24 protein-coding genes and 3 tRNA genes are annotated in these 24,208 nt (G+C 72.4%); 18 read left to right on the plus strand and 9 right to left on the minus strand.

Annotated elements, in window-relative coordinates; translation table 11 throughout:
• Window positions 1-182 precede the first annotated feature (182 nt).
• Window positions 183-1,781 (plus strand): phosphoglycerate dehydrogenase, encoded by a 1,599-nt coding sequence (gene serA, locus AB0K10_RS02825; protein ID WP_363679301.1) that lies wholly within the window; start codon window positions 183-185, stop codon window positions 1,779-1,781.
• Window positions 1,782-1,902: 121 nt separating this feature from the next.
• Here serA and AB0K10_RS02830 read toward each other — a convergent pair whose 3' ends face one another.
• Entirely contained in the window at window positions 1,903-2,259 is a 357-nt protein-coding gene (locus tag AB0K10_RS02830) for a hypothetical protein (RefSeq protein WP_363679303.1), read from the minus strand.
• Between the two features lie 560 nt (window positions 2,260-2,819).
• Here AB0K10_RS02830 and AB0K10_RS02835 point away from each other — a divergent pair.
• Window positions 2,820-3,674 carry a hypothetical protein gene (locus tag AB0K10_RS02835; protein ID WP_363679305.1) on the plus strand — a complete coding sequence of 285 codons (855 nt, stop codon included), beginning with the start codon at window positions 2,820-2,822 and terminating at the stop codon, window positions 3,672-3,674.
• Window positions 3,675-3,685: 11 nt separating this feature from the next.
• Here AB0K10_RS02835 and AB0K10_RS02840 read toward each other — a convergent pair whose 3' ends face one another.
• Entirely contained in the window at window positions 3,686-4,528 is an 843-nt protein-coding gene (locus AB0K10_RS02840) for an FAD:protein FMN transferase (RefSeq protein WP_363679307.1), read from the minus strand.
• A 225-nt stretch (window positions 4,529-4,753) separates the two neighbouring features.
• On the opposite strand from AB0K10_RS02840, the gene AB0K10_RS02845 reads away from it, so the two are divergent.
• Together AB0K10_RS02845 and AB0K10_RS02850 are read left to right on the plus strand one after the other, a co-directional pair.
• On the plus strand, window positions 4,754-5,785 hold the full coding sequence (locus tag AB0K10_RS02845) for a 3-isopropylmalate dehydrogenase (protein WP_363679309.1): 1,032 nt from the start codon (window positions 4,754-4,756) through the stop codon (window positions 5,783-5,785).
• Window positions 5,786-5,947: 162 nt separating this feature from the next.
• Window positions 5,948-7,045 (plus strand): branched-chain amino acid aminotransferase, encoded by a 1,098-nt coding sequence (locus AB0K10_RS02850; protein ID WP_363679311.1) that lies wholly within the window; start codon window positions 5,948-5,950, stop codon window positions 7,043-7,045.
• Between the two features lie 46 nt (window positions 7,046-7,091).
• On the opposite strand, the gene AB0K10_RS02855 is transcribed toward AB0K10_RS02850, so the two are convergent.
• The 4 genes from AB0K10_RS02855 to AB0K10_RS02870 form a co-directional block, all read right to left on the minus strand.
• Window positions 7,092-7,838 carry a tyrosine-protein phosphatase gene (locus tag AB0K10_RS02855; RefSeq protein ID WP_363679313.1) on the minus strand — a complete coding sequence of 249 codons (747 nt, stop codon included), beginning with the start codon at window positions 7,836-7,838 and terminating at the stop codon, window positions 7,092-7,094.
• 57 nt (window positions 7,839-7,895) lie between these two features.
• Window positions 7,896-8,354 (minus strand): PRC-barrel domain containing protein, encoded by a 459-nt coding sequence (locus AB0K10_RS02860; RefSeq protein ID WP_363679315.1) that lies wholly within the window; start codon window positions 8,352-8,354, stop codon window positions 7,896-7,898.
• 137 nt (window positions 8,355-8,491) lie between these two features.
• Window positions 8,492-9,022 carry a carboxymuconolactone decarboxylase family protein gene (locus AB0K10_RS02865; protein WP_363679317.1) on the minus strand — a complete coding sequence of 177 codons (531 nt, stop codon included), beginning with the start codon at window positions 9,020-9,022 and terminating at the stop codon, window positions 8,492-8,494.
• Between the two features lies 1 nt (window position 9,023).
• Entirely contained in the window at window positions 9,024-9,584 is a 561-nt protein-coding gene (locus AB0K10_RS02870; RefSeq protein ID WP_363679319.1) for a peroxiredoxin, read from the minus strand.
• A 319-nt stretch (window positions 9,585-9,903) separates the two neighbouring features.
• Between AB0K10_RS02870 and cimA the strand changes: the two genes are divergently transcribed.
• Window positions 9,904-11,502, plus strand: coding sequence for a citramalate synthase (gene cimA / locus AB0K10_RS02875; RefSeq protein WP_363679321.1), 1,599 nt, complete (start codon window positions 9,904-9,906; stop codon window positions 11,500-11,502).
• A gap of 46 nt (window positions 11,503-11,548) precedes the next feature.
• On the opposite strand, the gene AB0K10_RS02880 is transcribed toward cimA, so the two are convergent.
• Complete coding sequence (locus tag AB0K10_RS02880) at window positions 11,549-12,541, minus strand: endonuclease/exonuclease/phosphatase family protein (RefSeq protein WP_363679323.1); 993 nt, start codon at window positions 12,539-12,541, stop codon at window positions 11,549-11,551.
• A gap of 341 nt (window positions 12,542-12,882) precedes the next feature.
• On the opposite strand from AB0K10_RS02880, the gene AB0K10_RS02885 reads away from it, so the two are divergent.
• From AB0K10_RS02885 to AB0K10_RS02925, 9 genes are all read left to right on the plus strand, one after another.
• A complete protein-coding gene (locus AB0K10_RS02885; RefSeq protein WP_363679325.1) occupies window positions 12,883-13,392 on the plus strand; it encodes a hypothetical protein in 510 nt (169 codons plus the stop codon).
• Between the two features lie 212 nt (window positions 13,393-13,604).
• The gene (locus AB0K10_RS02890) at window positions 13,605-14,654 is read left to right on the plus strand and encodes a MoxR family ATPase (protein WP_358159769.1); all 1,050 of its coding nucleotides are present in this window, start codon (window positions 13,605-13,607) and stop codon (window positions 14,652-14,654) included.
• Window positions 14,651-15,688 carry a DUF58 domain-containing protein gene (locus AB0K10_RS02895; RefSeq protein WP_363679327.1) on the plus strand — a complete coding sequence of 346 codons (1,038 nt, stop codon included), beginning with the start codon at window positions 14,651-14,653 and terminating at the stop codon, window positions 15,686-15,688. The genes AB0K10_RS02890 and AB0K10_RS02895 overlap by 4 nt, the downstream gene beginning before the upstream one ends.
• The gene (locus AB0K10_RS02900) at window positions 15,685-16,644 is read left to right on the plus strand and encodes a VWA domain-containing protein (RefSeq protein WP_363679329.1); all 960 of its coding nucleotides are present in this window, start codon (window positions 15,685-15,687) and stop codon (window positions 16,642-16,644) included. The genes AB0K10_RS02895 and AB0K10_RS02900 overlap by 4 nt, the downstream gene beginning before the upstream one ends.
• Before the next feature lie 34 nt (window positions 16,645-16,678).
• Window positions 16,679-17,539, plus strand: coding sequence for a trypsin-like peptidase domain-containing protein (locus AB0K10_RS02905; RefSeq protein ID WP_363679331.1), 861 nt, complete (start codon window positions 16,679-16,681; stop codon window positions 17,537-17,539).
• A 99-nt stretch (window positions 17,540-17,638) separates the two neighbouring features.
• Window positions 17,639-17,935, plus strand: a complete 297-nt coding sequence (locus AB0K10_RS02910) for a hypothetical protein (protein WP_363679333.1) — start codon at window positions 17,639-17,641, stop codon at window positions 17,933-17,935.
• A 34-nt stretch (window positions 17,936-17,969) separates the two neighbouring features.
• Window positions 17,970-18,395 (plus strand): alternative ribosome rescue aminoacyl-tRNA hydrolase ArfB, encoded by a 426-nt coding sequence (arfB, locus tag AB0K10_RS02915; protein WP_363679335.1) that lies wholly within the window; start codon window positions 17,970-17,972, stop codon window positions 18,393-18,395.
• Window positions 18,396-18,511: 116 nt separating this feature from the next.
• Entirely contained in the window at window positions 18,512-19,510 is a 999-nt protein-coding gene (locus AB0K10_RS02920) for an aldo/keto reductase (RefSeq protein ID WP_363679337.1), read from the plus strand.
• A gap of 73 nt (window positions 19,511-19,583) precedes the next feature.
• Window positions 19,584-20,180, plus strand: coding sequence for a TetR family transcriptional regulator (locus AB0K10_RS02925; protein ID WP_363679339.1), 597 nt, complete (start codon window positions 19,584-19,586; stop codon window positions 20,178-20,180).
• 17 nt (window positions 20,181-20,197) lie between these two features.
• On the opposite strand, the gene AB0K10_RS02930 is transcribed toward AB0K10_RS02925, so the two are convergent.
• Both AB0K10_RS02930 and AB0K10_RS02935 read right to left on the minus strand, forming a co-directional pair.
• Entirely contained in the window at window positions 20,198-21,064 is an 867-nt protein-coding gene (locus AB0K10_RS02930) for a 3-methyladenine DNA glycosylase (protein WP_363679341.1), read from the minus strand.
• A gap of 34 nt (window positions 21,065-21,098) precedes the next feature.
• A complete protein-coding gene (locus tag AB0K10_RS02935; protein WP_363679343.1) occupies window positions 21,099-22,568 on the minus strand; it encodes a hypothetical protein in 1,470 nt (489 codons plus the stop codon).
• Between the two features lie 174 nt (window positions 22,569-22,742).
• Between AB0K10_RS02935 and AB0K10_RS02940 the strand changes: the two genes are divergently transcribed.
• The 4 genes from AB0K10_RS02940 (at window position 22,743) to AB0K10_RS02955 (ending at window position 24,158) form a co-directional block, all read left to right on the plus strand.
• Entirely contained in the window at window positions 22,743-23,546 is an 804-nt protein-coding gene (locus AB0K10_RS02940) for a fumarylacetoacetate hydrolase family protein (RefSeq protein WP_234591312.1), read from the plus strand.
• A gap of 108 nt (window positions 23,547-23,654) precedes the next feature.
• Window positions 23,655-23,726 (plus strand) — tRNA-Gln (locus AB0K10_RS02945).
• Between the two features lie 134 nt (window positions 23,727-23,860).
• A tRNA-Glu gene (locus tag AB0K10_RS02950) sits at window positions 23,861-23,933 on the plus strand.
• 152 nt (window positions 23,934-24,085) lie between these two features.
• Window positions 24,086-24,158 (plus strand) — tRNA-Glu (locus tag AB0K10_RS02955).
• Window positions 24,159-24,208: the final 50 nt, after the last annotated feature.

The following is a 24,208-nucleotide window of genomic DNA, read 5'->3' on the forward strand; positions in this document are numbered from 1 at the left end:
GCTCGACCGGGCGTGTGAGGGCCCTCACCCCGCAGACCAGAACACGCCAGCCAGCGCGGCCCCTACGATCGCGTGTAGGTGCGCTGAGCCGGCACCTGACGGCCACGGCACGGATCAGCGCGGGGCGCAGTGCGGCGCCCCGCCGCCCGGGCCGATCGCAAACACGACCTCTACGAGGACCGATGAATCCTGTCGTACTGATCGCCGAAGAACTCGCCCCCGCCGCCATCGAGGTGCTCGCTCACGACTTCGACGTTCGTCACGTCGACGGCACCGACCGTCCGGCCCTGCTCTCGGCGCTCTCCGAGGCCGATGCCGTCATCGTGCGCAGCGCGACCCAGATCGACGCCGAGGCGGTCGCCGCCGCGCCGCGACTCAAGGTGGTCGCTCGCGCGGGCGTCGGACTCGACAACGTCGAGGTGCCGGCGGCCACCGCGCGGGGCGTGATGGTCGTCAACGCGCCCACCTCGAACATCGTCTCCGCCGCCGAGCAGGCCGTCGCACTGCTGCTCGCCGTGGCTCGCAACACCGCGAGCGCCAGCGCCGCGCTCAAGGCGGGGGAGTGGAAGCGGTCCAAGTACACGGGCGTCGAGGTGCAGGGCAAGACCGTCGGCGTGGTCGGTCTCGGCCGCATCGGGGTGCTCTTCGCGCAACGCATCGCCGCGTTCGGCACCCGACTGATCGCGTACGACCCGTACATCCAGCCGGCCCGTGCGGCGCAGCTCGGCGTACGCCTGGTGGGGCTGGAGGAGCTGCTGCGCGAGAGCGACTTCATCTCCATCCACCTGCCGAAGACCCCGGAGACGGTGGGCCTGATCGGTGAGAAGGAGCTGGCGATCGTCAAGCCCGGCGTCCGCATCGTGAACGCCGCCCGCGGTGGTCTGGTGGACGAGCAGGCGCTCGCGAACGCCATCGCCGAGGGCCGGGTCGCCGGCGCCGGCGTCGACGTCTACTCGAAGGAGCCCTGCACCTCCTCGCCGCTGTTCGCCTTCGACAACGTGGTGGCCACCCCGCACCTGGGGGCCTCCACCCACGAGGCGCAGGACAAGGCCGGCCTGGCCGTGGCCAAGAGCGTGAAGCTGGCGTTGCAGGGCGAGTTCGTCCCGGACGCGGTGAACGTCCAGGCCGGCGGCGTGGTCGCCGAGGACGTCCGGCCGCTGCTGCCGCTCGCCGAGAAGTTGGGCCGGGCGTTCACCGCCGTCGCCGGTGGGGTAGCCGCCAGCGTCGCCGTCGAGGTGCGTGGCGAGATCGTGGGCCACGACGTGTCGGTGCTCAAGCTCGCCGCGACGAAGGGCCTGTTCAGCTCGGTCGTGGAAGACCAGGTCACCTACGTGAACGCTCCGCACCTGGCCGCCGAGCGCGGCGTGGAGGTCACGCTGGACAGTCTGGCCGAGACGGCCGACCAGCCCACCCTGGTCACGGTGCGCGGCGCTCTGCCGGACGGCCGGACGGTGAGCGTCTCCGGGACGGTCACCCACTCCGGTGCCCGCGACGTCCCCCGGCTGACCGAGGTGGACGGCTTCGACGTGGAGATCGCCGCCGAGGGCATCCTGCTCTTCCTGCGCTACGCCGACCGGCCGGGCGTCGTCGGCACCGTCGGCACCCTGCTGGGCGAGTCGGGCATCAACATCGCCGCGATGCAGGTGGCCCGGCGTGAGGCGGGCGGCGAGACCCTGATGACGCTCACCGTCGACCAGGCGCTCGGCGCCGACCTGCTCACCTCGGCGGCCGACTCGATCGGCGCGACCGCCGCCAGCGCGGCGGACCTGCGCGACGAGTAGGCAGTCGCGACGCCGTCGACAGTAGCGGCGCGGACGGCAGCACCACGGGGGGCCCGGCGACACGCCGGGCCCCTCTGCCGTACGCCTCCACGGCCGGGGATGCCGGCCCACAGGCCTCGGGTCAGTGGGACAGCCGGGCGGGGGGCGGGTAGACCGAGCCGTCCTGCGGGTCGAAGAGCATCAGCCCGTGCTCCCCGGCCAGTCGCTCGATGTCCAGCAGCACCTGGTCCGCGCAGGTCGGGTGCAGGTTCAGCTCGACGTGGTCGTGCGCGGCGTGCAGCGGCGCCACGGCCCACGGGCTGTCCGGGCCGGGGTGTCGGTCCGGATAGGACGCGGTGATCGCCCGGTAGAAGCCGACAACGCGCGGGTCCGGGTAACGGTCCACGTGCCGCCCCTGCCGGCAACCGTCGACCGCTGCCCGCACGTCCTCGGGCGTCGCCCTGTCCTCCAGGGCCCACACACTCAGATCGAAACTCACGGCGGACAGCGTGCCATCCGTCGCTCACCATGTCGAAACTGCCTCGCCGCAGGCCAATCGCCGATTCCCCACTCTCCGGTCGGGAGGGTCCGCTGTGGAGACTCTTGCGTCGAGTTGCGTCGATTCGATAGCGTACGACTGCGGTTACTGGCCGCGGGTCGCGGCGCCGGCCCGTCTTCGGGTGACGCGGCCGACGTCCGGCCCGACCGGTCCGCACCCCTCGATTGTGCGAGCCACGCGCACTCGTCGCTGACCGGCCCCCACGGCCGTTGCCGAGGCTGTGGGGGCCGATCGCAATCCGGGTGGTGCGACGCGTTGGACCTGTCTCACGTGCGACTACGTGGCCGGCCGTCCGGCTATGATCTGCGGCCGTGACGAGCGCTCGGTTCTCGGACGGTGATGCCCGTCAGGGCGGCCGGTGGGTTGCCGAACTGCGGCGACAGGTGATGCCTCGACGGACGGTGGGCCCGACGAGGCTCCTCGCGGCCGTGGTGGCGGTGCTCGTGTTGGCAGCCTGTTCGACTGATCCAACCGGCCCGCCTGCTTCGCGGGACTCGTCGGTGTCCACGGGAACCACCGAGCCGCGATCCACGAGCGGGCTGGGTCCGGCTGGGGTCCGACAGCCCGGTACCCCGGGCCCGCTCAGCGTCGACGAGGCGCAACGCCCACGCCTCGCGGCGACGGCAACCCTCCTCAAGAGCAAACCGGGAGTCCTCGGAATCCTGGTACGGGACCGGCGCACCGGCGAGCTCTGGAAGGCGGGAACCACCGACCATCCGGTCTGGACGGCCTCCACCATCAAGCTCGCGATGGCCGTCGGGCTGCTGGAGCGCTCCCGTGCGGGTGAGATCACGCTCGACGCCACCGCGCGTCGACAGATCGCCGACATGCTGCACGTCTCCTCCGACGACGCGGCTACTGCTCTGTGGAACCGCTACGGCCGTGACAAACAGCTCGAACGCTTCCAGCGGCGCTACGGGATGACGGGGCTGCGCACCGTCGCCGGGTACACGCGCTTCTGGGGTCACCTCAAGTGCACGGCAGATGATCTGCAGCGGCTGATGTCGTACGTGCTCGATGACCTCGACCCGACCGACCGTGCCTATCTCGTCGGCGCGATGCGCTCGGTCGGCTCGATCCAACACTGGGGTGTCTGGGCGGCCGGCGCCGACCAGCGACCCGGCACCAAGGACGGCTGGTCGATCGAGCCGGATCCGGGTGGCGAGCACTGGGTCACCAACACGGTGGGCTTCGCCGGTGACGACCAACGCTACGTCGTCGCCGTGATGTACCAACTGCCACCCGGCAAGGGGATCGACATTGGGGTACACGCGGTGAGCGATCTGGTCGCCACCGTCTTCGGGGCGCGGACCCCGGCGCGGGTCACCGTGCCGGACCCCAGCACGGGGCGGTAACGGGACAGCGCTCAGCGCCGGTGGGCGAAGAGCGCGCGATAGTCGGAGCCACCACGGAACCAGGCCAGGCCCGTGGGTCCGGCGGCGTAGAGCGCGGTGGCGTACGCGTCGGCGACCGTCAGGTCCGGGCCGACGACCGTCGCGGCGACGAGCTGGTTGGCCGGCTCACCGGTGTGCGGGTCGACCACGTGCCCCTGGCGCCCGGTCACCCCGGAGGTGCCGACGGCCCCGGCGGTCATCTCCAGCACCAGTGGCGCGCGCTCGGGTGCCGTCGGGTGGTGCACCGCCACCCGCCACGGCCCGCCGTGCGGCGCGCGGCCGCGGACCACCAGGTCGGCGCCGGCGAGTACGGCGTAGTCGTGGATGCCCGCGGCGCGCAGCCGGGCGGCGGCACGTTCCACGGCCCAGCCGCCCAGCAGGCCACCCGGGTCGAAGCCGCCGGGCACCGCCCAGGCGTCGAACCAGCCGTCGGTGGCGGCGCGCATGGCGGTGCAGCGGTCCACCAGGTCGGCCAGCGGCGGGTACGACTCGGGGCTGATCTCTCCCCGCCGCAGCATGGAGACCAGGCTCTCCGGGCGGTTCGGGCCATAGGTCAGGTCGACGGCGCGCAGCTCTGCGACGCTGTCCCGCAGGGCCTCGCCGACGCCTCGGCGGCCGAGCCACTCGGGGGCGTTGAGCAGCAGGGTGTACTCGGCGGTCGCGGTGCGTACGGTGTGCTGCACGGCGATCCGGCCGTCGGTGGCGGCGGTCGGGTCGATCCGGTGCCGTCGGCTGCCGAGTCGCAGGTCGGGCCGGCGGCTCCGGAATGCCGAAGGGTCGGGCCAGCGGGTCCGCGGCTGCTCGTCGATGCGCATGGCACCTGCCCCCTCGCAGTTGACGTCGCGTCCTCACGACCACGGTTCGCGGGCCCCCTGACCCGCTGACCCCCACCGTAGGCAGCGCAGATGATCGCCCCATGAATCCCAGCTGAGAGGGTGCTGTGGATTCTGATATCCCAAATACTGGAAGCATCGTACCGGGTTGCGGGACGCCGACGTACCGTGGGCGGGACGGGGCAGTCGAGCGTGGGGAGTGCGAGCGTGGCGCGGATCGCGGTGGTGGCCGGGGACGGCATCGGGCCCGAGGTGGTCGCGCAGGCTCGCAAGGTCCTCGACGCGGTGCTCCCCGGCGTGCAGGCCACCGAGTACGACCTCGGCGCCGCCCGCTGGCATCGTACCGGCGAGGTTCTTCCGGACTCGGTGCTGACCGAGCTGGCCGGGCACGACGCGATCCTGCTCGGCGCGGTGGGCGACCCCACGGTTCCGCCGGGTGTCCTGGAGCGCGGCCTGCTGCTCAAGCTCCGGTTCGCCTTCGACCAGTACGTCAACCTGCGCCCCTCGCGGCTCTGGCCCGGCGTCGCCGGTCCGCTGGGCAACGTGAAGCCCGGCGAGGTCGACCTGGTGGTGGTGCGCGAGGGCACCGAGGGCCTCTACGCCGGCGCCGGCGGCTCCCTGCACCGGGACACCCCCGCCGAGGTCGCCACCGAGGAGAGCCTCAACACCCGCCACGGCGTGGAGCGGGTCATCCGCGACGCGTTCGCCCGCGCGGACCGCCGGGAGCGGCGCAAGGTCACCCTGGTGCACAAGACCAACGTGCTGACCCACGCCGGGTCGCTGTGGGCGCGCGCCTTCGCGGCGGTCGCCGCCGAGCACCCGGACGTCACGACGGAATACCAGCACGTCGACGCGGCCGCGATGTTCCTGGTGACCCAGCCGCAGCGCTACGACGTGGTGGTCACCGACAACCTGTTCGGCGACATCCTCACCGACATCGCCGCCGCGGTCACCGGCGGGATCGGGCTGGCCGCCAGCGGGTGCATCAACCCCGAGGGCGCGTACCCCTCGATGTTCGAGCCGGTGCACGGCTCGGCGCCGGACATCGCCGGGCAGGGTGTCGCCGACCCGGTGGCCGCGGTGCTCTCCGTCGCGCTGCTGCTGGAGCAGCTCGGGCACGCCGACGCGGCGGCCCGGGTCAACGCGGCGGTCGCCGCCGAGCTGGCCGGCCGCACCCCGGGCGCGGCGCTGCGCACCGACGAGGTCGGCGACCGGCTCGCCGCCCACTCCGTAGCCTGACCGCTTCGACCCTGCAGGGGCCGGAGCGGCATCCGCCTGTCCGGGCAGTCCACCCGGTCCCGAGCGGCGCTACCTTCTGAACGACCGTTCGGGGTAAGTTTCTGGCACAACCACGTCGGTGTGCGATCCCGCATGCCGTTGTCCCCCAGGGAGGTCAGCGCGATGAGCGGTGGTGACAAGCTCGACTTCGAGATCCGTCCGAATCCCGCGCCGGTATCCGTCGCCGACCGGGCCGCCCTGCTGGCCAACCCGGGTTTCGGCCGCGTCTTCACCGACCACATGGTCACCATCCGGTACGCCGACGGCAAGGGCTGGTACGACGCCCGGGTGGAGGCGCGTGCGCCGATCCCGATGGACCCGGCCAGCGCGGTGCTGCACTACGCGCAGGAGATCTTCGAGGGGTTGAAGGCGTACCGGACCGCCGACGGCGGCGTGACGATGTTCCGGCCAGACGCCAACGCCGCCCGGTTCGTCGACTCGGCGCAGCGGATGGCGATGCCGGCGCTGCCGCCCGAGGTGTTCGTCGACTCGCTGCACAAGCTGATCGAGATCGACCGGGAGTGGATCCCGGCCGGCGAGGACGGCAGCCTCTACCTGCGGCCGTTCATGTTCGCCAGCGAGGTCTTCCTCGGCGTCCGCCCGGCCAGCGAATACCTCTACATGGTGATCGCCTCGCCGGTCGGCGCGTACTTCAGCGGCGGGGTCAAGCCGGTCACGGTCTGGGTCTCACCGGACTACACCCGGGCGGCGCCCGGTGGCACCGGCGCGGCCAAGTGCGGCGGCAACTACGCGACGTCGCTGGCGGCCCAGGCCGAGGCCATCGACGCCGGCTGCGACCAGGTGGTCTTCCTCGACGCGGTGGAGCGCCGCTTCGTCGACGAGCTGGGCGGCATGAACGTCTTCTTCGTGTACGACGACGACTCGGTGGTCACCCCGCCGCTGACCGGCACGATCCTGCCGGGCATCACCCGGGACGCGATCATCACCCTGGCCGGCAAGGCCGGGATCCGGGTCGAGGAGCGACCGGTCAGCTTCGCCGACTGGCAGGCCGACGCGGCCAGCGGCAGGCTGCGCGAGGTCTTCGCCTGCGGCACCGCCGCGGTGATCACCCCGATCGGTGGGGTGCGCTTCCCCGACGGCGAGTTCCTGGTCGGCGGCGGCGAGCCTGGCCGGGTCACCATGTCGCTGCGCCAGCAGCTCGTCGACATCCAGCGGGGCAAGGCCGCCGACCCGCACGGTTGGGTGCACCAGGTTCTGTGAGGTCCGCGTGCTGACCGGCCCGTCCGCGCGGGCCGGTCAGCACGGCTCAGCCTTCGTCGAGCAGGTGGTCGCGCAGGGCCGCGAGCTGCTCGTCGGTCACCCCGGCGTGGCGCAGGTACGCCTCGATCGAGCCATGCCCCGCGCGCAGCTCGTCGAGGAAGATCTGCATGGCCTCGACGGGTGACGCCAGAAACGGCGCGGGCACCTCGGCCGCGTCCGGCATGGTGGTGGCCAGCCAGGCGCTGAACTTGGCCGACGCCTCGGTGCTGAGCGCGTAGTCGGCGGTGATGTCGCTGTCGTCGACGCCCAGGACGGCGAGGGTGAGGGCGCAGACGATGCCGGTGCGGTCCTTGCCGGCCACGCAGTGCACCACGACCGGGGCGTTCGCGGAGTCCGCGATCAGCCCGATCGCCTCGGCCAGCCCCGCGGTGCCGGTCTGGGCCAGGTCGGCGTACCTGTCGGCGAGGTAGCGGGCCAGGTCGCTGCCCTCCTCGTGCGGCGTACCCGACCAGTCCTCGTGCTCCGGGTGGATGTTCCGGTAGGTCAGCCCCTGGTACGCCGGCACCCGACCGTCGCGCTCGACCTCGGTGGGGCGGCGCAGGTCGATGACGGTGCGAATGCCGATCGCGGCGAACGCGTCCCGGTCCTGCTCATCCAGGCGGTGCAGGGAGTCGGAGCGGAAGAGGCGGCCCCGGCGCACGGTGCGGCCGTCGTGGCCGAGGTAGCCACCGACGTCGCGGAAGTTGAAGGTCGCAGGCAGCGGAATGTGTCGGTTCTCGTCGATGGCGTCCACGTTGACACCGTAACGGCCGGTGCGGCGTTGCCCCACCGGCCGTCGGTGTGCGATCGGTTACCGCGCCGTCCCGGGCGGGAGCGCGCCGTACGTCTCGTCGTAGTAACCGCCCAGCTGGTCCCGGTACGCCGGGTCGCTGTGGCTGGTCTCGTCGTACTCCGGGGCGGCCTTGATCTGGTCCCGGGTGCGGTCGACGGAGACGGTGCGCTTGTCGTGGTCGACCTGGTTGACCGTGCCGGCGGGCAGCATCACCTTCTTGCCGAAGATCCACGGCCCGGTGTCCACGACCAGGTAGCTGCCGCCGACCTCGTGGCTGGCGCTGTCGATCTTGCCGACGCCACCGTCGGTGGCCTCGACCTTGTAACCGACCAGGTCGGCGTCTGCCACTCCGGCCGCGTCCCGGTAGCGCCACGGGTCGAAGGTGCCGGTCGGCGCGCCGCCCGCAACGGCGCCCTGGTCACCGCCGTGCAGCGGGTCGGGCCCGGCGTGGGCGGCGTGCGGGTCGATCCTGTCCATGCCGTTCACTCCTGACTGTCGCCGATCGTCTCGGCGGCGCTGGGTGCGTCTCCGCAGGAGCTACCCGGCGGCCGGGGGCCGGAAACGAGACGGGCCGACGCCGTGGCACGGCGTCGGCCCGTCGGGGCGTACCTGGCTCAGGCCAGTGCCGCCTCGGCGTCCAGGGTGACCGCCGCGGCGTGCACCACGGCGGAGATGCGCAGGGCCTCGTGCACCTGCTCCCGGGTGAAGCCGCTGCCGCGCAGCGCCTTCTCGTGCGACTCCAGGCAGACCCCGCAGCCGGTGATGGCGGAGACGGCGAGGCACCACAGCTCGAAGTCGCCCTTGTCGACACCCGGGCGGGCGATGATCTGCATCCGCAGCCGGGCCGGCATCGAGGCGTACTGCTCGTCGCCGATCAGGTGCTTGGCCCGGTAGTAGATGTTGTTCATCGCCATGATGGCCGCGGCGCCCTTGGCTGCCTCGACGCCCCCGGCCCCGAGGTGCTCGACCGCCTCGGCGGCGATCTCCCGCAGCACCAGCGGGTTGCGGGCGGCGACCGCGCAGGCCAGCGCCGTGCCCCACGTCTGTGTCGGGGTCAGGGTCGACGTGCCGACGGTGGAGCCCAGGTTGAGCTTGATGTCCTTGGCGTACTCGGGCAGGGCCGCCTTGATCGCATCCAGGCCCACGTCAGACCCCGGCGCCGGCGAGGAGTGCGTTGGCGTCGAGGGTCTCGCCGCCCTTGTTCCAGTTGCACGGGCACAGCTCGTCGGTCTGCAGGGCGTCGAGGACCCGCAGCACCTCGGAGACGTTGCGGCCGACCGAGCCGGCGGTGACCATGGCGAACTGGATCTCGTTGTCGGGGTCGACGATGAACGTGGCGCGCTGGGCCACGCCGTCCGCGCCGAGAATCCCGCACGCCTCGGACAGCTCGCGCTTGATGTCACTGAGCATCGGGAACGGCAGCTCCCGCAGGTCCGGGTGGTCCTTGCGCCACGCGTAGTGGACGAACTCGTTGTCCACCGACGCGCCGAGGACCTGCGCGTCCCGGTCGGCGAACTCGCCGTTGAGCCGGCCGAACTCGGCGATCTCCGTCGGGCAGATGAAGGTGAAGTCCTTCGGCCAGAAGAAGACCACCCGCCACTTGCCCTCGTGGGACGTGTGGTTGATCGTCTCGAACGCCTTGTCGGCGTCGAGCGACACGCAGGCGGTGAGTTCGTACTCGGGGAAGCGGTCACCGACGGTGAGCACAGGTCCTCCTTGAGAGCGGCACGAGGGCCGGTAACTGGATCGGTTCCAGATGCTCTCATGCGCGTGTTTCCGCCGGTCAGTGGTCGGCTGTCCGGTGAAGTCGATCACCAACGGCGTGGCCGGCAGCGACGGCCACGTTCCGTCACCATCCCGGGATGTGGGTAGTTCCTCCCAAAAACGGGGGAGCGGTGGCAGAGTAATCGTCGTGACCAGCACCACCCTGATTATTGCGACCTAGCGCGCCGGCTCTCCCTCCGCCGAGCGCGCAGACCTCCCGCATCCGCGGGAGGTCTTTTTGTTGCTCCGAGAAAGGATCCTGATGACGTTCCAGGTCTTCGACACGACACTGCGCGACGGCGCCCAACGCGAGGGGCTCACCTACTCGGTGGTCGACAAGCTCGCGGTGGCCCGGCTGCTCGACGAGTTCGGTGTCGGCTTCATCGAGGGGGGCTGGCCGGGCGCGGTGCCCAAGGACACCGAGTTCTTCCGCCGGGCCCGCGCAGAGCTGACCCTGCGGCACGCGGTGCTCGTCGCGTTCGGCTCCACCCGCAAGGCCGGCGTCGCGGTCGCCGAGGACCCCCAGGTGCGCGCTCTGCTGGACGCGCAGACCCCGGCCGTCGCGCTTGTCGCCAAGGCCGACATCCGCCACGTCGAGCGCGCGTTGCGCACCACGGGCGCGGAGAACCTGGCGATGATCCACGACACCGTCAGCCACCTGGTCGCCGAGGGGCGGCGGGTGTTCGTCGACGGCGAGCACTTCTTCGACGGCTACCGCCACGACCCGGCGTACGGCGCGGCCGTGGTGCAGACCGCGCTCGCCGCGGGCGCCGAGCGGATGGTCCTCTGCGACACCAACGGCGGCATGCTGCCGTCGCAGGTGACCGCCGCGATCGTCGACCTGACCAACCGACTCGGCGTCGACCCCGCGCTGTTCGGCATGCACGCCCAGAACGACACCGCGTGCGCGGTGGCCAACACGATCGCCGCCGTCGAGGCGGGCGTTCGCCACGTGCAGGGCACCGCCAACGGGTACGGCGAACGCCCCGGCAACGCCGACATCTTCGCTGTCGTCGCCAACCTCCAGCTCAAGCTCGGCATGCCCGTCCTACCGGAGGGCTGCCTGGCGCAGATGGTGCGGGTCTCGCACGCCATCGCCGAGATCGCCAACATCGCCCCCGACACCCACCAGGCGTACGCCGGGGCTGCCGCCTTCGCCCACAAGGCCGGGCTGCACGCGAGCGCGATCAAGGTCGACCCGTTGCTCTACAACCACGTGGACCCGTCGGTGGTGGGCAACGACATGCGGATCCTGATCACCGAGATGGCCGGCCGGGCCAGCGTCGAGCTCAAGAGTCGTGAACTCGGCCTGGACCTGGCCGACCGCCCGGAGGCGCTGACCCGGGTCACCAATCGGGTCAAGGAGTTGGAGGCCGGCGGCTGGTCCTTCGAGGCGGCGGACGCCTCCTTCGAGCTGCTGGTCCGCTCCGAACTGCCCGAGGGCGGTCCGGCCCGGCCGTTCAGCCTGGAGTCGTACCGGGTGCAGGTCGAGCACCGGGAGGACGGCGCGGTCGTCTCCGAGGCGACCGTGAAGATCCGGGTACGCGGCGAGCGCGTGATCGCCACCGCGGAGGGCAACGGCCCGGTCAACGCGCTGGACGAGGCGCTGCGGGTGGGGCTGGCCCGGCACTATCCGCAGCTGCGTGAGTTCGAGCTGGCCGACTACAAGGTGCGGATCCTGGAGGGCAGCCACGGCACCGGTGCCGTCACCCGGGTCCTGCTGGAGACCTCCGACGGCGCCGGCCGCGACTGGACCACTGTGGGCGTCCACCCGAACGTCGTCGAGGCCAGCTGGCACGCCCTGGTCGACGCCCTCACCTACGGCCTGGCCCCCGCCCCGGTCTCGACACCAACCCCCTGACCTCTGCCAACTCGCACCGGGCCGGCAGGCGCACGACCGCGAGCGGTCAGGCCGCGGGTAGGCGCAGGGTGGCCAGGACGGGGCGGTGGTCGCTGCCGGGCAGGTCGAACACCGCCACGTCGTCGGCGGCAATGCGGCGGTCGATGAGCACGTGGTCGATCGTGACCGGGGGGATGAGGTCACCGTCGTACGGGCCCCACGTGCCGGTCAGCCCCGTGCCGGTGGCGTCGGCGGCGTCGACGTAACCGGTGCGCAGCAGCGCCCGCAGCGGCCCGTGGTCCAGGGTGGAGTTGAAGTCCCCGGCGAGGATCCGCAGGCCACCGCCCGGGGTGGCCGGTGGCTGGGCGACCAGGTCGGCGCGCCACGCGCCGACCTGGTCCAGCGCGTACGGCGCCGAGGGGTGGGCCGACTCGACCCGGACCGGGGGCCCACCGGGGACGGCAAGCGTGCCGTACGCCTGGCTGAACCCCCAGCCGCCCCGGTTGTCGCGGACGCCGACCTCGCCGATCGGCCAGCGCGAGTAGAGCCCGGAGCCGGGCGTGCCGTCCTGCGCGTTGAGCTGCCGGTAGGGCAGTAGCCGGTCCAGGCCGGCCCGGTCCAGGGCGGCCTGCGCGTCCGGCGTGAACTCCTGCACGGTGAGCACGTCGACCCGGTGCCGGCGGACCAGCTCGACGAGCGTCGACGCGTCGGCGGCGCCGGCGAGCAGGTTGGCCGTGAGCAGCCGGATCGTCGGGCCGGTCACCGCCGGCTGTGGCTGGGCCAGCGCCCGGGGCACGACCACACCGAGCAGCGCCACCGCGGCCAGGGCCGCGACCGCCGCCGGCCACCAGCGCCGCAGGGCGAGCGTGAGGGCGAGGGCCAGCACGCTCCATCCGGCGACGTACGGGGTGAAGGCGAGCGCCTGCACCAGCGGCCCCCGGTCCAGCCCGACCAGCCGCACTGTGGCCCAGGCGGCGGTCGGCGCCGCGGCCACCCAGCAGAGCACCGTGCCGACAGGCGCTCTGCGGCGGGCCGGCGCGGGCGGGGCGTCGACGATCATGGCGTCAGCCTAGCCGGAACCGGCGCAGCCTATTTTCATGAATGGAAAGGCGCTCACCTTTCACAATTATCTGACTCCTGTGCGACAGGCCGACAATGCGAGATCAACTATTGACCTGCGGCTTTTTGCGGTGCTACGTTCCACGTGTTAAAACGACGCAACACTGAGTAGTAACAGCAGCTCAGACCGGATTCAGATCAACGAGAAATCAACTTTCCCGACTGCGGGTGAGCGACCTTCTACCGGTTCTCGTGTCGTCGTCGTCGATCCCATTATTGGCAGTCATCCGTCCCGCCCCGCGGGTCGGTCGAATTCGCACGGTCACACAAGGGGGACCTGTCATGAGTACATCCTTCCGACGTAAGGCGACAGCGGTCACGTTCGCTGTCCTGGCGCTCACCCTGGCCGGTGGGGGGATCGCCATCGCCCAGCCGTCGGCGAAGGCGCCGCAGGCGGCCGTCAAGCCGACGGCGCGCGGCACCGACACCCAGCCGCCGGTCACGGCCGAGTCCGCTCGTTCGGCGCGGGCCGCTCTGAAGTCGGGCGACGCCACCACGCTGGTGGCCACCACCGCCTTCACCGTCGTGAACCCCAACGGCACCAAGGCCCGCGGCACGGGCACCGTGCTCAAGTACGGCACCGGCCAGTACGAGGTGCAGTTCGGCTACACCGTGTCGGCCGGCGCCTTCCTGGCCACCATTTCCCGGCAGGACGCCTGCTGCATCCCACCGGCCGGTGAGATCGCTGTCGCCCCGCGGCTGAGCACGCCCAACGCGGTCTACATCGAGACCCGCAACTCGGCCGGAACGCCTACCGACCGAGGGTTCACCCTGCTCACCCACACCCCCTGACCGAACCGGGCGGAACGACCCCCGTGCCTCGTGCGCGGGGGTCGTGCCCGTGCCGGTCGAGTTCTGCCGTCAGCGCGGCGGTCGTCCCTGCTTCGACCCACTCGTACCGGTGACACCCTTCCGGGCGACTCATCCCCGTCCGATGCGCAACGGACCCGTCCGGCGCTCACAATCCGACGTTTGCCGAGGCCCCGGCCCGGGAAGCAAGCACCGTGACGGACATCTCGGACACCCTGGCCAGCCTGCCCACCTCGGTCGATCCCGAGCCGAGCGGCGTCGAGCTGGAACAGACCCTCTTCGAGGTCAAACGCGTGATCGTCGGGCAGGATCGGCTCGTCGAACGTCTGCTCACCGCACTGATCGCCAACGGGCACTGTCTGTTGGAGGGCGTGCCCGGCGTGGCCAAGACCCTGGCGGCGCAGACCCTCGCCACAGTCGTCGGCGGCACCTTCTCCCGCATCCAGTTCACTCCGGACCTGGTCCCCAGCGACATCGTCGGCACCCGGATCTACCGGGCCTCCAAGGAGACCTTCGACATCGAGCTGGGCCCGATCATGGCCAACCTCGTGCTCGCCGACGAGATCAACCGGGCGCCGGCCAAGGTCCAGTCGGCGCTGCTGGAGGCGATGGCCGAACGGCAGGTCTCCATCGGCGGGCGCAGCTGGCCGGTGCCGACGCCGTTCCTGGTGCTTGCCACCCAGAACCCCATCGAATCCGAGGGGGTCTACCAGCTCCCCGAGGCGCAGCGCGACCGGTTCCTCATGAAGGTGGTCGTCGACTATCCCAGCGACGCCGACGAGCTGGCCATCCTCTACCGGATGAGTACCGACCGGCCCAGTGCGCGGCAGGTGCTCGACCCGCAACGGCTGCGACACCTGCAGGTGCACGCCGAGCGGATCTTCGTCCATCACGCCCTGGCCGAGTACGTGGTGCGACTCATCCTCGCCACCCGCGACCCGGGCCGGTTCGGGCTGGCCGAGATCGCGCCGCTGCTGGCGTACGGCGCGAGCCCGCGGGCGACCCTCGGCCTGGTCGCCGCCGCCCGCGCGCAGGCTCTGCTGCGGGGACGGGAGTACGTGCTGCCCGAAGACGTCCGGGAGCTGGCGGTGGACGTCCTCTCCCACCGGCTGGTGCTCTCCTTCGACGCCGTTGCCGACGGGGTGTCGGCCGAGAGCCTGGTCCGGCGGCTCGTGGAGGCGGTGCCGCCACCCCGGGTGGCCACCGGACACCTTCAGCACACCCCCGACCTGGCGGCGGCGTGAGACGCGCCGGTCGCACGTCGGTGGCCACGCCGCCCGACCCGGGCCTGGCCGAGCTGACAGCCGACCAGCGGTTGCGCCGGCTGGAACTGACAGTCACCCGGCGACTCAACGGTCTGCTGCACGGCCAGTACCGTGGCCTGCTGCCCGGGCCGGGCAGCGAACCCGCCGGCAGCCGCGAGTACCGGCCGGGGGAGGACGAGGTCCGCCGGATGGACTGGGCAGTGACCGCCCGGACCGCCGTGCCGCACGTCCGACAGGTCGACGCCGACCGGGAACTGACCACCTGGGTGCTCGTCGACTCCAGCGCCAGCATGGACTTCGGCACCGCAGAGCTGGACAAGCGGGAGTTGGCGGTGGCCGCGGTGGCGGCGGTGGGCTTCCTGACCGCCGGTGTCGGCAACCGGTTGGGCGCCCAGGTGCTGCGCGCCGACGGGGTACGACGCTTTCCCGCCCGCAGCGGGCGTACCCATCTGCTCGGTCTGCTCCGCGCGCTGCTGACCGCGCCGCGCGCGACCGAGCCCGACGACAGGTCCCGGTCGCGGCCGGCGACTGCGCGGCCGGTCGCGGCGGCCGAGTTGGCGGACGGGCTCGACGCGGTGCACCGGGTCGCCAACCAGCGCGGACTGGTCGTCGTGGTCTCCGACTTCCTGGACGGCCTGCCCGACGACCCCGACGAGCAGCCGCCCTGGGAGCGGACCCTGCGCCGGCTGTCCGCCCGCCACCAGGTGCTGGCGATCGAGGTGACCGACCCGCGCGAACTGGAACTGCCCGACGTCGGCCTCATCACGCTCGTCGACCCGGAGACCGGTCGCCGCCGTGAGGTGTGCACATCGGACCGACGCCTGCGGGAGCGCTACGCCGCGGCCGCCGCCGCCCAGCGTGAGCAGGTCCGCCAGGTGTTGCGCCGGAGCGCGGCGACGCACTTGGCGCTGCGCACCGACCGGGACTTCAGTGCCGACATCGTCCGGCACGTGCACGCCCAGCGGCGGATGGCCGCCGCGCCGGCCGGGGCCGCCCGGGGAGGTGTGGCGTGACCTGGGAGTCCCCGATGCGGCTCTGGCTGCTGATCGGCGTGCTCGCGCTGGTCGGCGCGTACCTGGTGCTCCAGCGCCGCCGCAGCCAGTACGCCGTCCGCTTCACCAACCTGCGGCTGCTGGACCGGGTGGCGCCCCTTCGTCCGGCCTGGCGCCGGCACGTCCCGGCCGGGCTGTTCCTGGCCATGCTGGCGCTGCTCGTGGTCGGCTTCGCCCGGCCCACCGCCGAGGTCCGGGTTCCCCGGGAACGCGCCACGGTGATGGTGGCCGTCGACGTGTCCACCTCCATGCTCGCCACCGACGTGGAGCCGGACCGGCTGGCGGCTGCCAAGCAGGCGGCCCGACGTTTCGTCGAGGGCCTACCGGACGAGTTCAACGTGGGGCTTGTCGCGTTCGCCGGCAGTGCCGCCGTCCTGGTGCCGCCCGGCACCGACCGGGACGCCCTGGACGAGGGCATCGGTCGCCTCGCCGAGGGGGTGACCGGGGTGCAGGGCACCGCGATCGGTGAGGCCATCAACACCTCGCTCGGCGCGGTCAAGAGCCTGGACAGCGCGGCCGCAAAGGAGCCACCGCCGGCCCGGATCATCCTGCTCTCCGACGGGGCCAACACGTCGGGAATGGACCCGATGGAGGCTGCGGCGGAGGCGGTCGCGGCGAAGGTGCCGGTGCACGCGATCTCCTTCGGTACGCCGTCGGGGTTCGTGGACCGGGGCGGACGGCCGATCCAGGTGCCCGTCGACGGGCAGACCCTCAGGGCCGTCGCCGACGAGACCGGCGGAATGTTCCACGAGGCCAGCACCACCGACGAGTTGCGCGCCGTCTACGACGACATCGGCAGCTCGGTCGGCTACCGCACCGAACGGCAGGACGTCTCGGCCCGGTTCATCGGGCTCGGACTGGTGTTCGCGATGGGTGCCGCCGCCGGCTCGATGCGCTGGTTCTCCCGACTGCCCTGACCCAGAGCGCCGACGTCGTCAGTGAGGAGTACGTATGGCAGTGCAGACCGGACTGGGCGAACCGCGCGGTCCCTGGTTCATCTCGCCGGAACTCGATCCGGACGGGCGCGGGTGGTGGGACCCACCCGGCTCGGGCCGGGATCCCGGCGGGCGACGCCCCGGGCGTCTGCTCGCCACCCTGGCCGTCGTGGCGGTCTCGGCCGTCTCGGGCGCTCTGGCGGGCGGCGTGGTGGCCAGCAGGGACGGCGGGGCCGGCCCGGCCGCGGCGTCGGCCGCGCCGGTGCCTGCGGAGTTGGTCACCGCCGCCGAACGGACCGTGCCCGGTGTGGTGTCGGTGCTGGCCGGCGGCGCGAACGGCGCGTCCGCGACCGGCTCCGGGTTCGCCATCGACGACCAGCAGCACCTGGTCACCAACGACCACATCCTCGCCAAGGGCGGCGGCGGGCCGGTCACGGTGGAGCTGCCCGACGGCCGCCGGTACGAGGCCGAGGTGGTCGGCCGGGAGCCACGTAGCGACCTCGCCGTGCTGAAGGTGCCACCGTCGGCCGGCCTCGCCCCGTTGCCGCTGGCCAAGCCGGATGCCACCCGGGTCGGTGAGCCGGTGCTGGCGGTGGGCTCACCGTTGGGGTTGTCCGGGACGGTCACCGCGGGCATCGTCAGCGCGCTGGACCGCCAGGTGCGGTTGGGCAACAACAGGCACCGGGCGGTGCAGACCGATGCGTCGATCAACCCCGGCAACTCGGGTGGGCCGCTTGTCAACGCCCGAGGTGAGGTGGTCGGGGTGAACACCGCGATCGCCACCATCGACGGCAGCGGATCGATCGGCATTGGCTTCGCCATTCCCATCGACCAGGTGCAGCAGACCGCCGACACCATCATCGGAAAGGGTGGCTGAGCTGCCCGGACGGCCCTTCGGGCCGCCTGCACTGTCGGATATCCGGCCACACGCCATCGGACCATGGAAATATTACGCTCGGTATGAATACTGGCGGAGGTGGAGCGTCCTCTTCTCACGGTCCTCCTGCTGGTGGGCCTGATCATCGGATGTGCGGTGGGGTCGGCGTACGCCCGGGCGCGACGCGGGTGGACCGACTACCAGACTGTGAAGAAGTCGGTGCCCGGCGCTCGCCGCGGCGCGTGGTTGCTGATCCGCGGGGTCGCGTTGAAGGCTGCGGTGATCGGGTTGCTGCTGTTCGGCGCCGTGGCGTACGCCGCCGTGGGCGCGGACGACGAGACCGCCGGGCCGACGCCCACCCCATCGGTGACCGAGAGTGAGCCTCCGCGCCGGTGACCCCGGACGGGTCGTCGCGGGCTAGCCTCGGGACGTGGACGAGGGACTGCGGGTGACCGATCGGTGGGTCGTCCCCGCCGGGGAGCTGCGGGAGCGTTTCTCCCGCTCGTCCGGCCCCGGTGGGCAGGGCGTGAACACCGCCGACTCCCGGGTCGAGCTGAGCTACGACCTGGCCCACTCTCCGACCGTGCCCGAGTCGCTGCGGGCTCGGGCGCTGGCACGCCTCGCCAACCGCCTGGTGGACGGTGTGCTGACGATCGCCGCCAGCGAGCACCGGGCGCAGCTCGCCAACCGGGAGGCGGCCCGCGAGCGGATGGCCGCGCTGTTGCGCGAGGCCGCCGCCCCGCCCCCGCCGCCGCGGCGGGCGACCAGGCCGTCTCGGGGCGCGAAGGAGCGCCGGCTGGCCGAGAAGAAGCGCCAGTCGCAGCGCAAGCGCGACCGCCGCGTCGACGGCGAGTAGTAGCCCTCTTCCCCGAGCCGTGTGCGTGATCTCTGCAACTGTCGGGTGACAGAATCCGGAATCTGTCAGCCGATCGGTGTACGGTCGACGGGAACCCCAGGAGAGAGGAAGACCTCATGGACACCCGCACCCTCGGCACCACCGGCCCCACCGTCTCCGCGCTCGGGCTCGGCCTGATGGGCATGTCGGACCTCTACGGCCCCGCCGACGAGGCCGAGAGCATCGCCACCATCCACGCCGCGCTGGACGCCGGCATCACCCTGCTCGACACGGGTGACTTCTACGGGATGGGCCACAACGAGATGCTGCTGCGCGACGCGCTGCGCGGCCGCAACCGGGACAACGCAGTGATCAGCGTGAAGTTCGGCGCGCTGCGCGACGTCGACGGCGGCTGGAACGGCAACGACGTCCGACCCGTCGCGATCAAGAACTTCCTGGCGTACACGCTGCGCCGGCTCGGCACCGACCACGTCGACGTCTACCGCCCCGCCCGGCTCGCGCCGGACGTGCCGGTGGAGGAGGTCGTCGGCACCCTGGCCGAGCTGGTCAAGGCGGGCCACGTCCGGCACATCGGCCTCTCCGAGGTGAGCGCCGAGACGCTGCGCCGGGCGCACGCCGTGCACCCCATCAGCGACCTCCAGATCGAGTACTCGCTGATCTCCCGCGCCCCCGAGGCCGAGATCCTGCCGACGGCCCGTGAGCTGGGCGTCGGGATCACCGCGTACGGGGTGCTCTCCCGAGGGCTGATCAGCGGCCACTGGACGGCCGGGCGGGAGACCACCGGCACCGACTTCCGCAGCCACCTGCCGCGCTTCGCAGGTGCGAACCTGGACCGCAACCTCGCCCTGGTCGACGCGCTGCGCGCCATCGCCGAGGCGCGGGGCGTCACCGTGGCGCAGATCGCCATCGCCTGGGTGCTCGCCCGGGGCGAGACCGTCGTACCCCTGATCGGCGCCCGTCGCCGGGACCGGCTCACCGAGGCCCTCGGCGCCGCCGAGGTCACCCTGACCGCGACGGACCTGGCCGCCATCGAGGCCGCGGTCCCGGCCGAAGCGGTGGCCGGCAGCAGGTACGACGAGGCGCAGATGGCGTTCCTGGACAGCGAGCGGTCATGACGACCCGGTCGTGGCGCGACAGTCGACCGGGGGTCGCGCCACGACCGGCGGCGCGGTCAGGGAGGCTGGGACGATGAGCGACGCCACCGCCCTGACCGCCGACCGCATCCTCGACAGCGCCGAGGAGGTGCTGCGCCGGTACGGCCCGGCGAAGGCCACAGTGCTGGACGTCGCCCGCGCGTTGGGCGTCAGCCACGGCAGCGTCTACCGGCACTTCGCCAGCAAGGCCGCCCTGCGCGAGGCGGTCGCCGAACGTTGGCTGGCGCGCGTCTCCACCCCGCTCATCGACGTCGCCAACGGCAGCGACCCCGCCCCGCAGCGGTTGCGCCGATGGCTGGCCGAGTTGAGCGGCACCAAGCGGCGGATGGCCCGGGAGGACCCGGAGCTGTTCGACAACTTCCACCAGCTCGCCACGCTCTCCGAGGGTGCGGTCGCCAACCACCTGGAGGTCCTCGCCGGTCAGCTCAGCCTGATCGTCGCGGACGGGGTGGCCGCCGGCGAGTTCACCGTGCCCGATCCGGCGGTGGCCGGCCGCGCGCTGTTGCAGGCCACCGCGCGGTTCCACCACCCGTCGCACCGGACGGAGTGGAACGAGCCCGGCCTCGACGACGACCTGGAAGCGGTGGTCGCGCTGCTCCTCGACGGCCTGCGCGCCCGCCCCACCGGCTGACACCGGGCCGTCCCGGTTCAGGCGGGGACGGCGGCGAGCAACCGGTCGCGGAGCACTGCCGCGCGGTCGGCGAACCCGCGCTGCGCCGCGGCGTACTCCGCGCGACCCTCCGCGGTCTCCACAGGCACCGGCGGGTAACCGAGTGCCGCCAGGTCGTACGGGCTGGCCCGCATGTCCAACGTGCGGATGTCCCGGGCCAGCTCGAAACAGTCCGCGACCAGCTCGGACGGCACCAGCGGCGACAGCTTGTACGCCCACTTGTAGAGATCCATGTTGGCGTGCAGGCAGCCCGGCTGCTCGTTCGCGTGCTGCGTCTCCCGCGTCGGCCTGAGCAGGTTCAACGGACGGGCCGGCGGCGTGAAGAACCGGAACGCGTCGAAGTGGCTGCACCGCACCCCGCGCTCCTCGACGACGGCGGCGGTCCGCTCCGGGTCCAGCCGCAACGGCCAGGCGTTGTGCCGAAGCTCCTCGCGGGTCTGCCGGTACACCATCGCCCACTCGTGCATACCGAAGCAGCCGAAGTGCGCCGGCCGCCCCGCCGTGGCCGTCAACAGCGAGCGGATCCACGCGATCGACTCGCCGCGTCGCCCGCGTACCGCCTCGGTGTCGAGGGTGACCCCGGCGGGCGTGGCGCGGTAGTCCCGGCCGACCTCGGCCGGGTCGGCGTCGCGCAGCTCGACCCCCGCGCCCGGGTGCCACCGGCGCAGCTGCGCCGGCCGGTGCGAGTAGTAGGTGAAGAGGAAGTCGGCCACCGGGTGCCGCTCGCCCCGGCGTCGGCGGGCCAGGTGCGGCGTCAGCCAGACATCCACCCGCTCCTCGTGGGCCCGGCGGCGCTCCCGCCAGGCGGCCACGTCGAGCACGGCGGGAGCGAGGGCGGCGGTCACGGACCCCAGGGTACGACCGCCGCCCCGTCGCCGGTCAGGGCATCTGCACCCGGACGCCGGCGGAGAACACCCCGCTGCGCAGCTCCAGCTGCCGGGGCGGGTCCCGCCCGTCAACCGTGAACACCAGCGGGAGCACGGCCCGGCTGCCCGCGGCCACCGGGTCGGCGAAGACGTCCCGGCCCAGGTTGGCCGCCCGGGTGGCGGGCTCGTCAGTGCTCACCCACCGGCCACCCGGCAGGTAGGCACGTTGCAGCTGGCCGTGCCACGGCTGCTCGGCCCCGGTGACGTTGCGCACACCGACGGTGGCCTGGCAGCGCCGACCCGCGGCCGGTGCCGCGCCGGACCCGCTTGCCGCACCCGCGGCGCACGACATCCGGTAGACGGTGAACTCGAACGCGGACTCCCGCAGCGGCACGCCTACCGGCCCGGAGACCCCGGTGCCCATCCACGCGCCGCTGGTCGGCTGCTTCTGGGTGTCGATCGACGAAGCCTGCCGGGTCGCCGTCCAGCCGGCCGTGCCGATCACGCCCGCCACAACCACCACCGCCGCGCCTACCAACAGCCAGACCGGAGGCGTGCGCCGCCGTCGGCTCGGGCTCGGACTCGCCGCACGCGGGTAGATCGTTCCGCGGCCACCGTCCGGCGTTCCGCTGCCGGCCAGGGCGGCGGCGGTCACCCGTCGTCCGCGCCGTCGCCGCCACACCCACGCCACGAGGGCGCTGAGCAGCACCAGGACGCCCAACCCGGCCAGCAGCACCGGATACCGCCGCCAGGGCGGCGCCTCGGTGATCTCGGCCGCCGGGGCGCCGCCCGCTTGCCAGGTGGCGCTGGCGCAGTCGTACGGCCGGGTGCCGTCACTTGTGAACGCGCAGGCCGGCGCGGTCAGCGGCTGGCCCGGCGCGGCCGCGGTCAGCGCGGTGCCCACCGTGGTGGTGCTGTGCGCGGGCAACCGCAACCGCCAGGTCACCTCGGCCGTGGACCCGCCGGAGCGGCTCGATCGCCCGCCCCCGCTGATCGCGGTGGGCGACGACCCGGACGGCAGCTCCTGGCGCACAGTGGTGTCGAGCGGTGCGTTACCCACGTTGCGGACGTGGATCCGGTACCGCGGCGCTGGACTGCTCTCCGTCGCGACCGCCACCGTGACGGGCGGCGGGGGCACCGACGCCGGTACCCGCGACGGCGGCGCCACCGCCGGTGGCGCCGAGGGCGGGGTGGGCTCCGCGCTCGCCGCGGCGGGCGCCCGCGCGGCCACCGCCACCGGCGGCGGCGTGACCGCCGTCGGTCTGGGCGCCGACGCCGTCGGACGAGGCGTCGTCGCGGCTGGTGGTGGCGTGACGGCCGCCGGTCGTGGCGCGGTCGCGGCTGGTTGTGGCGTGACGGCCGCCGGTCGTGGCGCGGTCGCCGCCTCCGGGGCCACCGCGGGCAGGGCCGGCGCGGCGGCGAGGATGCCGAGGCAGTGTACGAACACCGCGAGGGCTCTGTGGTGTCGTGCGGATGCAGGCATACGAACGAACCTCCGGAGCCGACGCTAGGGGCGTCCGCCCTCCGGGCGGGTACGAAGTCGGGAAGCCCGCCCCCGACGACCCGAGCTGCGCTAGGGTGCCGCGACGTGACGGGTTGCGCACACTCGGCGGCCGGTTGTGGCCGGTGACGACGCCGGCGGGGCTAGATTGGCCCGGTGCGTATCGCTCGTTTCGCTCATGCCAAGGGAATGTCGTTCGGAGCCGTCGAGGGCGAACCGGAGGCCGGGCCGCAGGGCCTGACCATCGCCGAGATCGAGGGTCATCCGTTCGGCCAGCTCTCCTTCAGTGGGGCCCGCTGGGCCCTCTCCGACGTCCGGCTGCTCTCGCCGATCCTGCCCAGCAAGGTGGTCTGCGTGGGCCGCAACTACGCCGACCACGCCGCCGAGCTGGGCAACGAGGTGCCCAAGGAGCCGTTGCTCTTCCTCAAGCCGTCCACCTCGGTGATCGGTCCCCGCGACGCCATCCGGTTGCCGATCTTCTCCAAGCAGGTCGAGCACGAGGCGGAGCTCGCGGTGGTGATCGGCGCGCCGGGCGCACGCCGGGCCGACCGGGCCGCCGCCGAGCGCGCCATCTTCGGCTACACCTGCGCCAACGACGTGACCGCCCGGGACCTCCAGCGCTCGGACGGGCAGTGGACCCGTGCCAAGGGCTTCGACTCGTTCTGCCCGATCGGTCCGTGGATCACCACCGGTCTGGACGTCTCCGACCTGGAGATCCGCTGTGAGGTGGGTCGCAACCCCGACGAGATGGAGGTACGCCAGCTCGGCCGGACGAAGGACATGGTCTTCGACGTGGCCGGCCTGGTGTCGTACATCTCGCACGTGATGACCCTGCTGCCCGGCGACGTGGTGCTCACCGGCACTCCGGCGGGGGTTAGCCCTCTCGTCGAGGGGGATACGGTCACCGTGCGGATCGAGGGCATCGGCGAGCTCAGCAACCCGGTGGTCCCCGTCGCCTGATCCGTGCGATGCCCCTGTTTCCGCAGCTCACGGGTGGTTCGGGGGGATCGGATTTGGCCTGTCGGCACCGGGAGGGTAATGTTCACTCCCGGCGCCGCAAGGGGCCAATGGGGTATGGGGTAATTGGCAGCCCGACTGATTCTGGTTCAGTTAGTCTAGGTTCGAGTCCTGGTACCCCAGCGCAGCTGGAATTCGCGAGAGTTCCAGACGCTGGATTCTGACGGAGTTCGACTCCGCCCCGAAGGGGGCGGAGAGTGGTCTCTGGTAGAGTGCAGCTCCTCCGCCTGTGAAGGTGGGGGAGCGAAAGTTGTTCTGGCCCCGTCGTCTAGCGGCCCAGGACGCCGCCCTCTCAAGGCGGTAGCGCCGGTTCGAATCCGGTCGGGGCTACATCTGTGCACAACCCGTCTCACCTCGGTGAGGCGGGTTGTTTCGTTGGTACGCACGGCCGTCCACGGTGCCACACCCCACGCTCGCCCCAGCGGACGGTGCCGCTAGACTACAGCGGCACCGCCTGTGAGGGTGGTGAACAGGAAAGTTCTGGCCCCGTCGTCTAGCGGCCCAGGACGCCGCCCTCTCAAGGCGGTAGCGCCGGTTCGAATCCGGTCGGGGCTACAACCAAAGGCTCACCTCGCTACGCGAGGTGAGCCTTTCCCGTACCCGCT

Origin of the sequence: Micromonospora sp. NPDC049274 (assembly GCF_040678875.1) — a bacterium.
Classification (GTDB): domain Bacteria; phylum Actinomycetota; class Actinomycetes; order Mycobacteriales; family Micromonosporaceae; genus Micromonospora.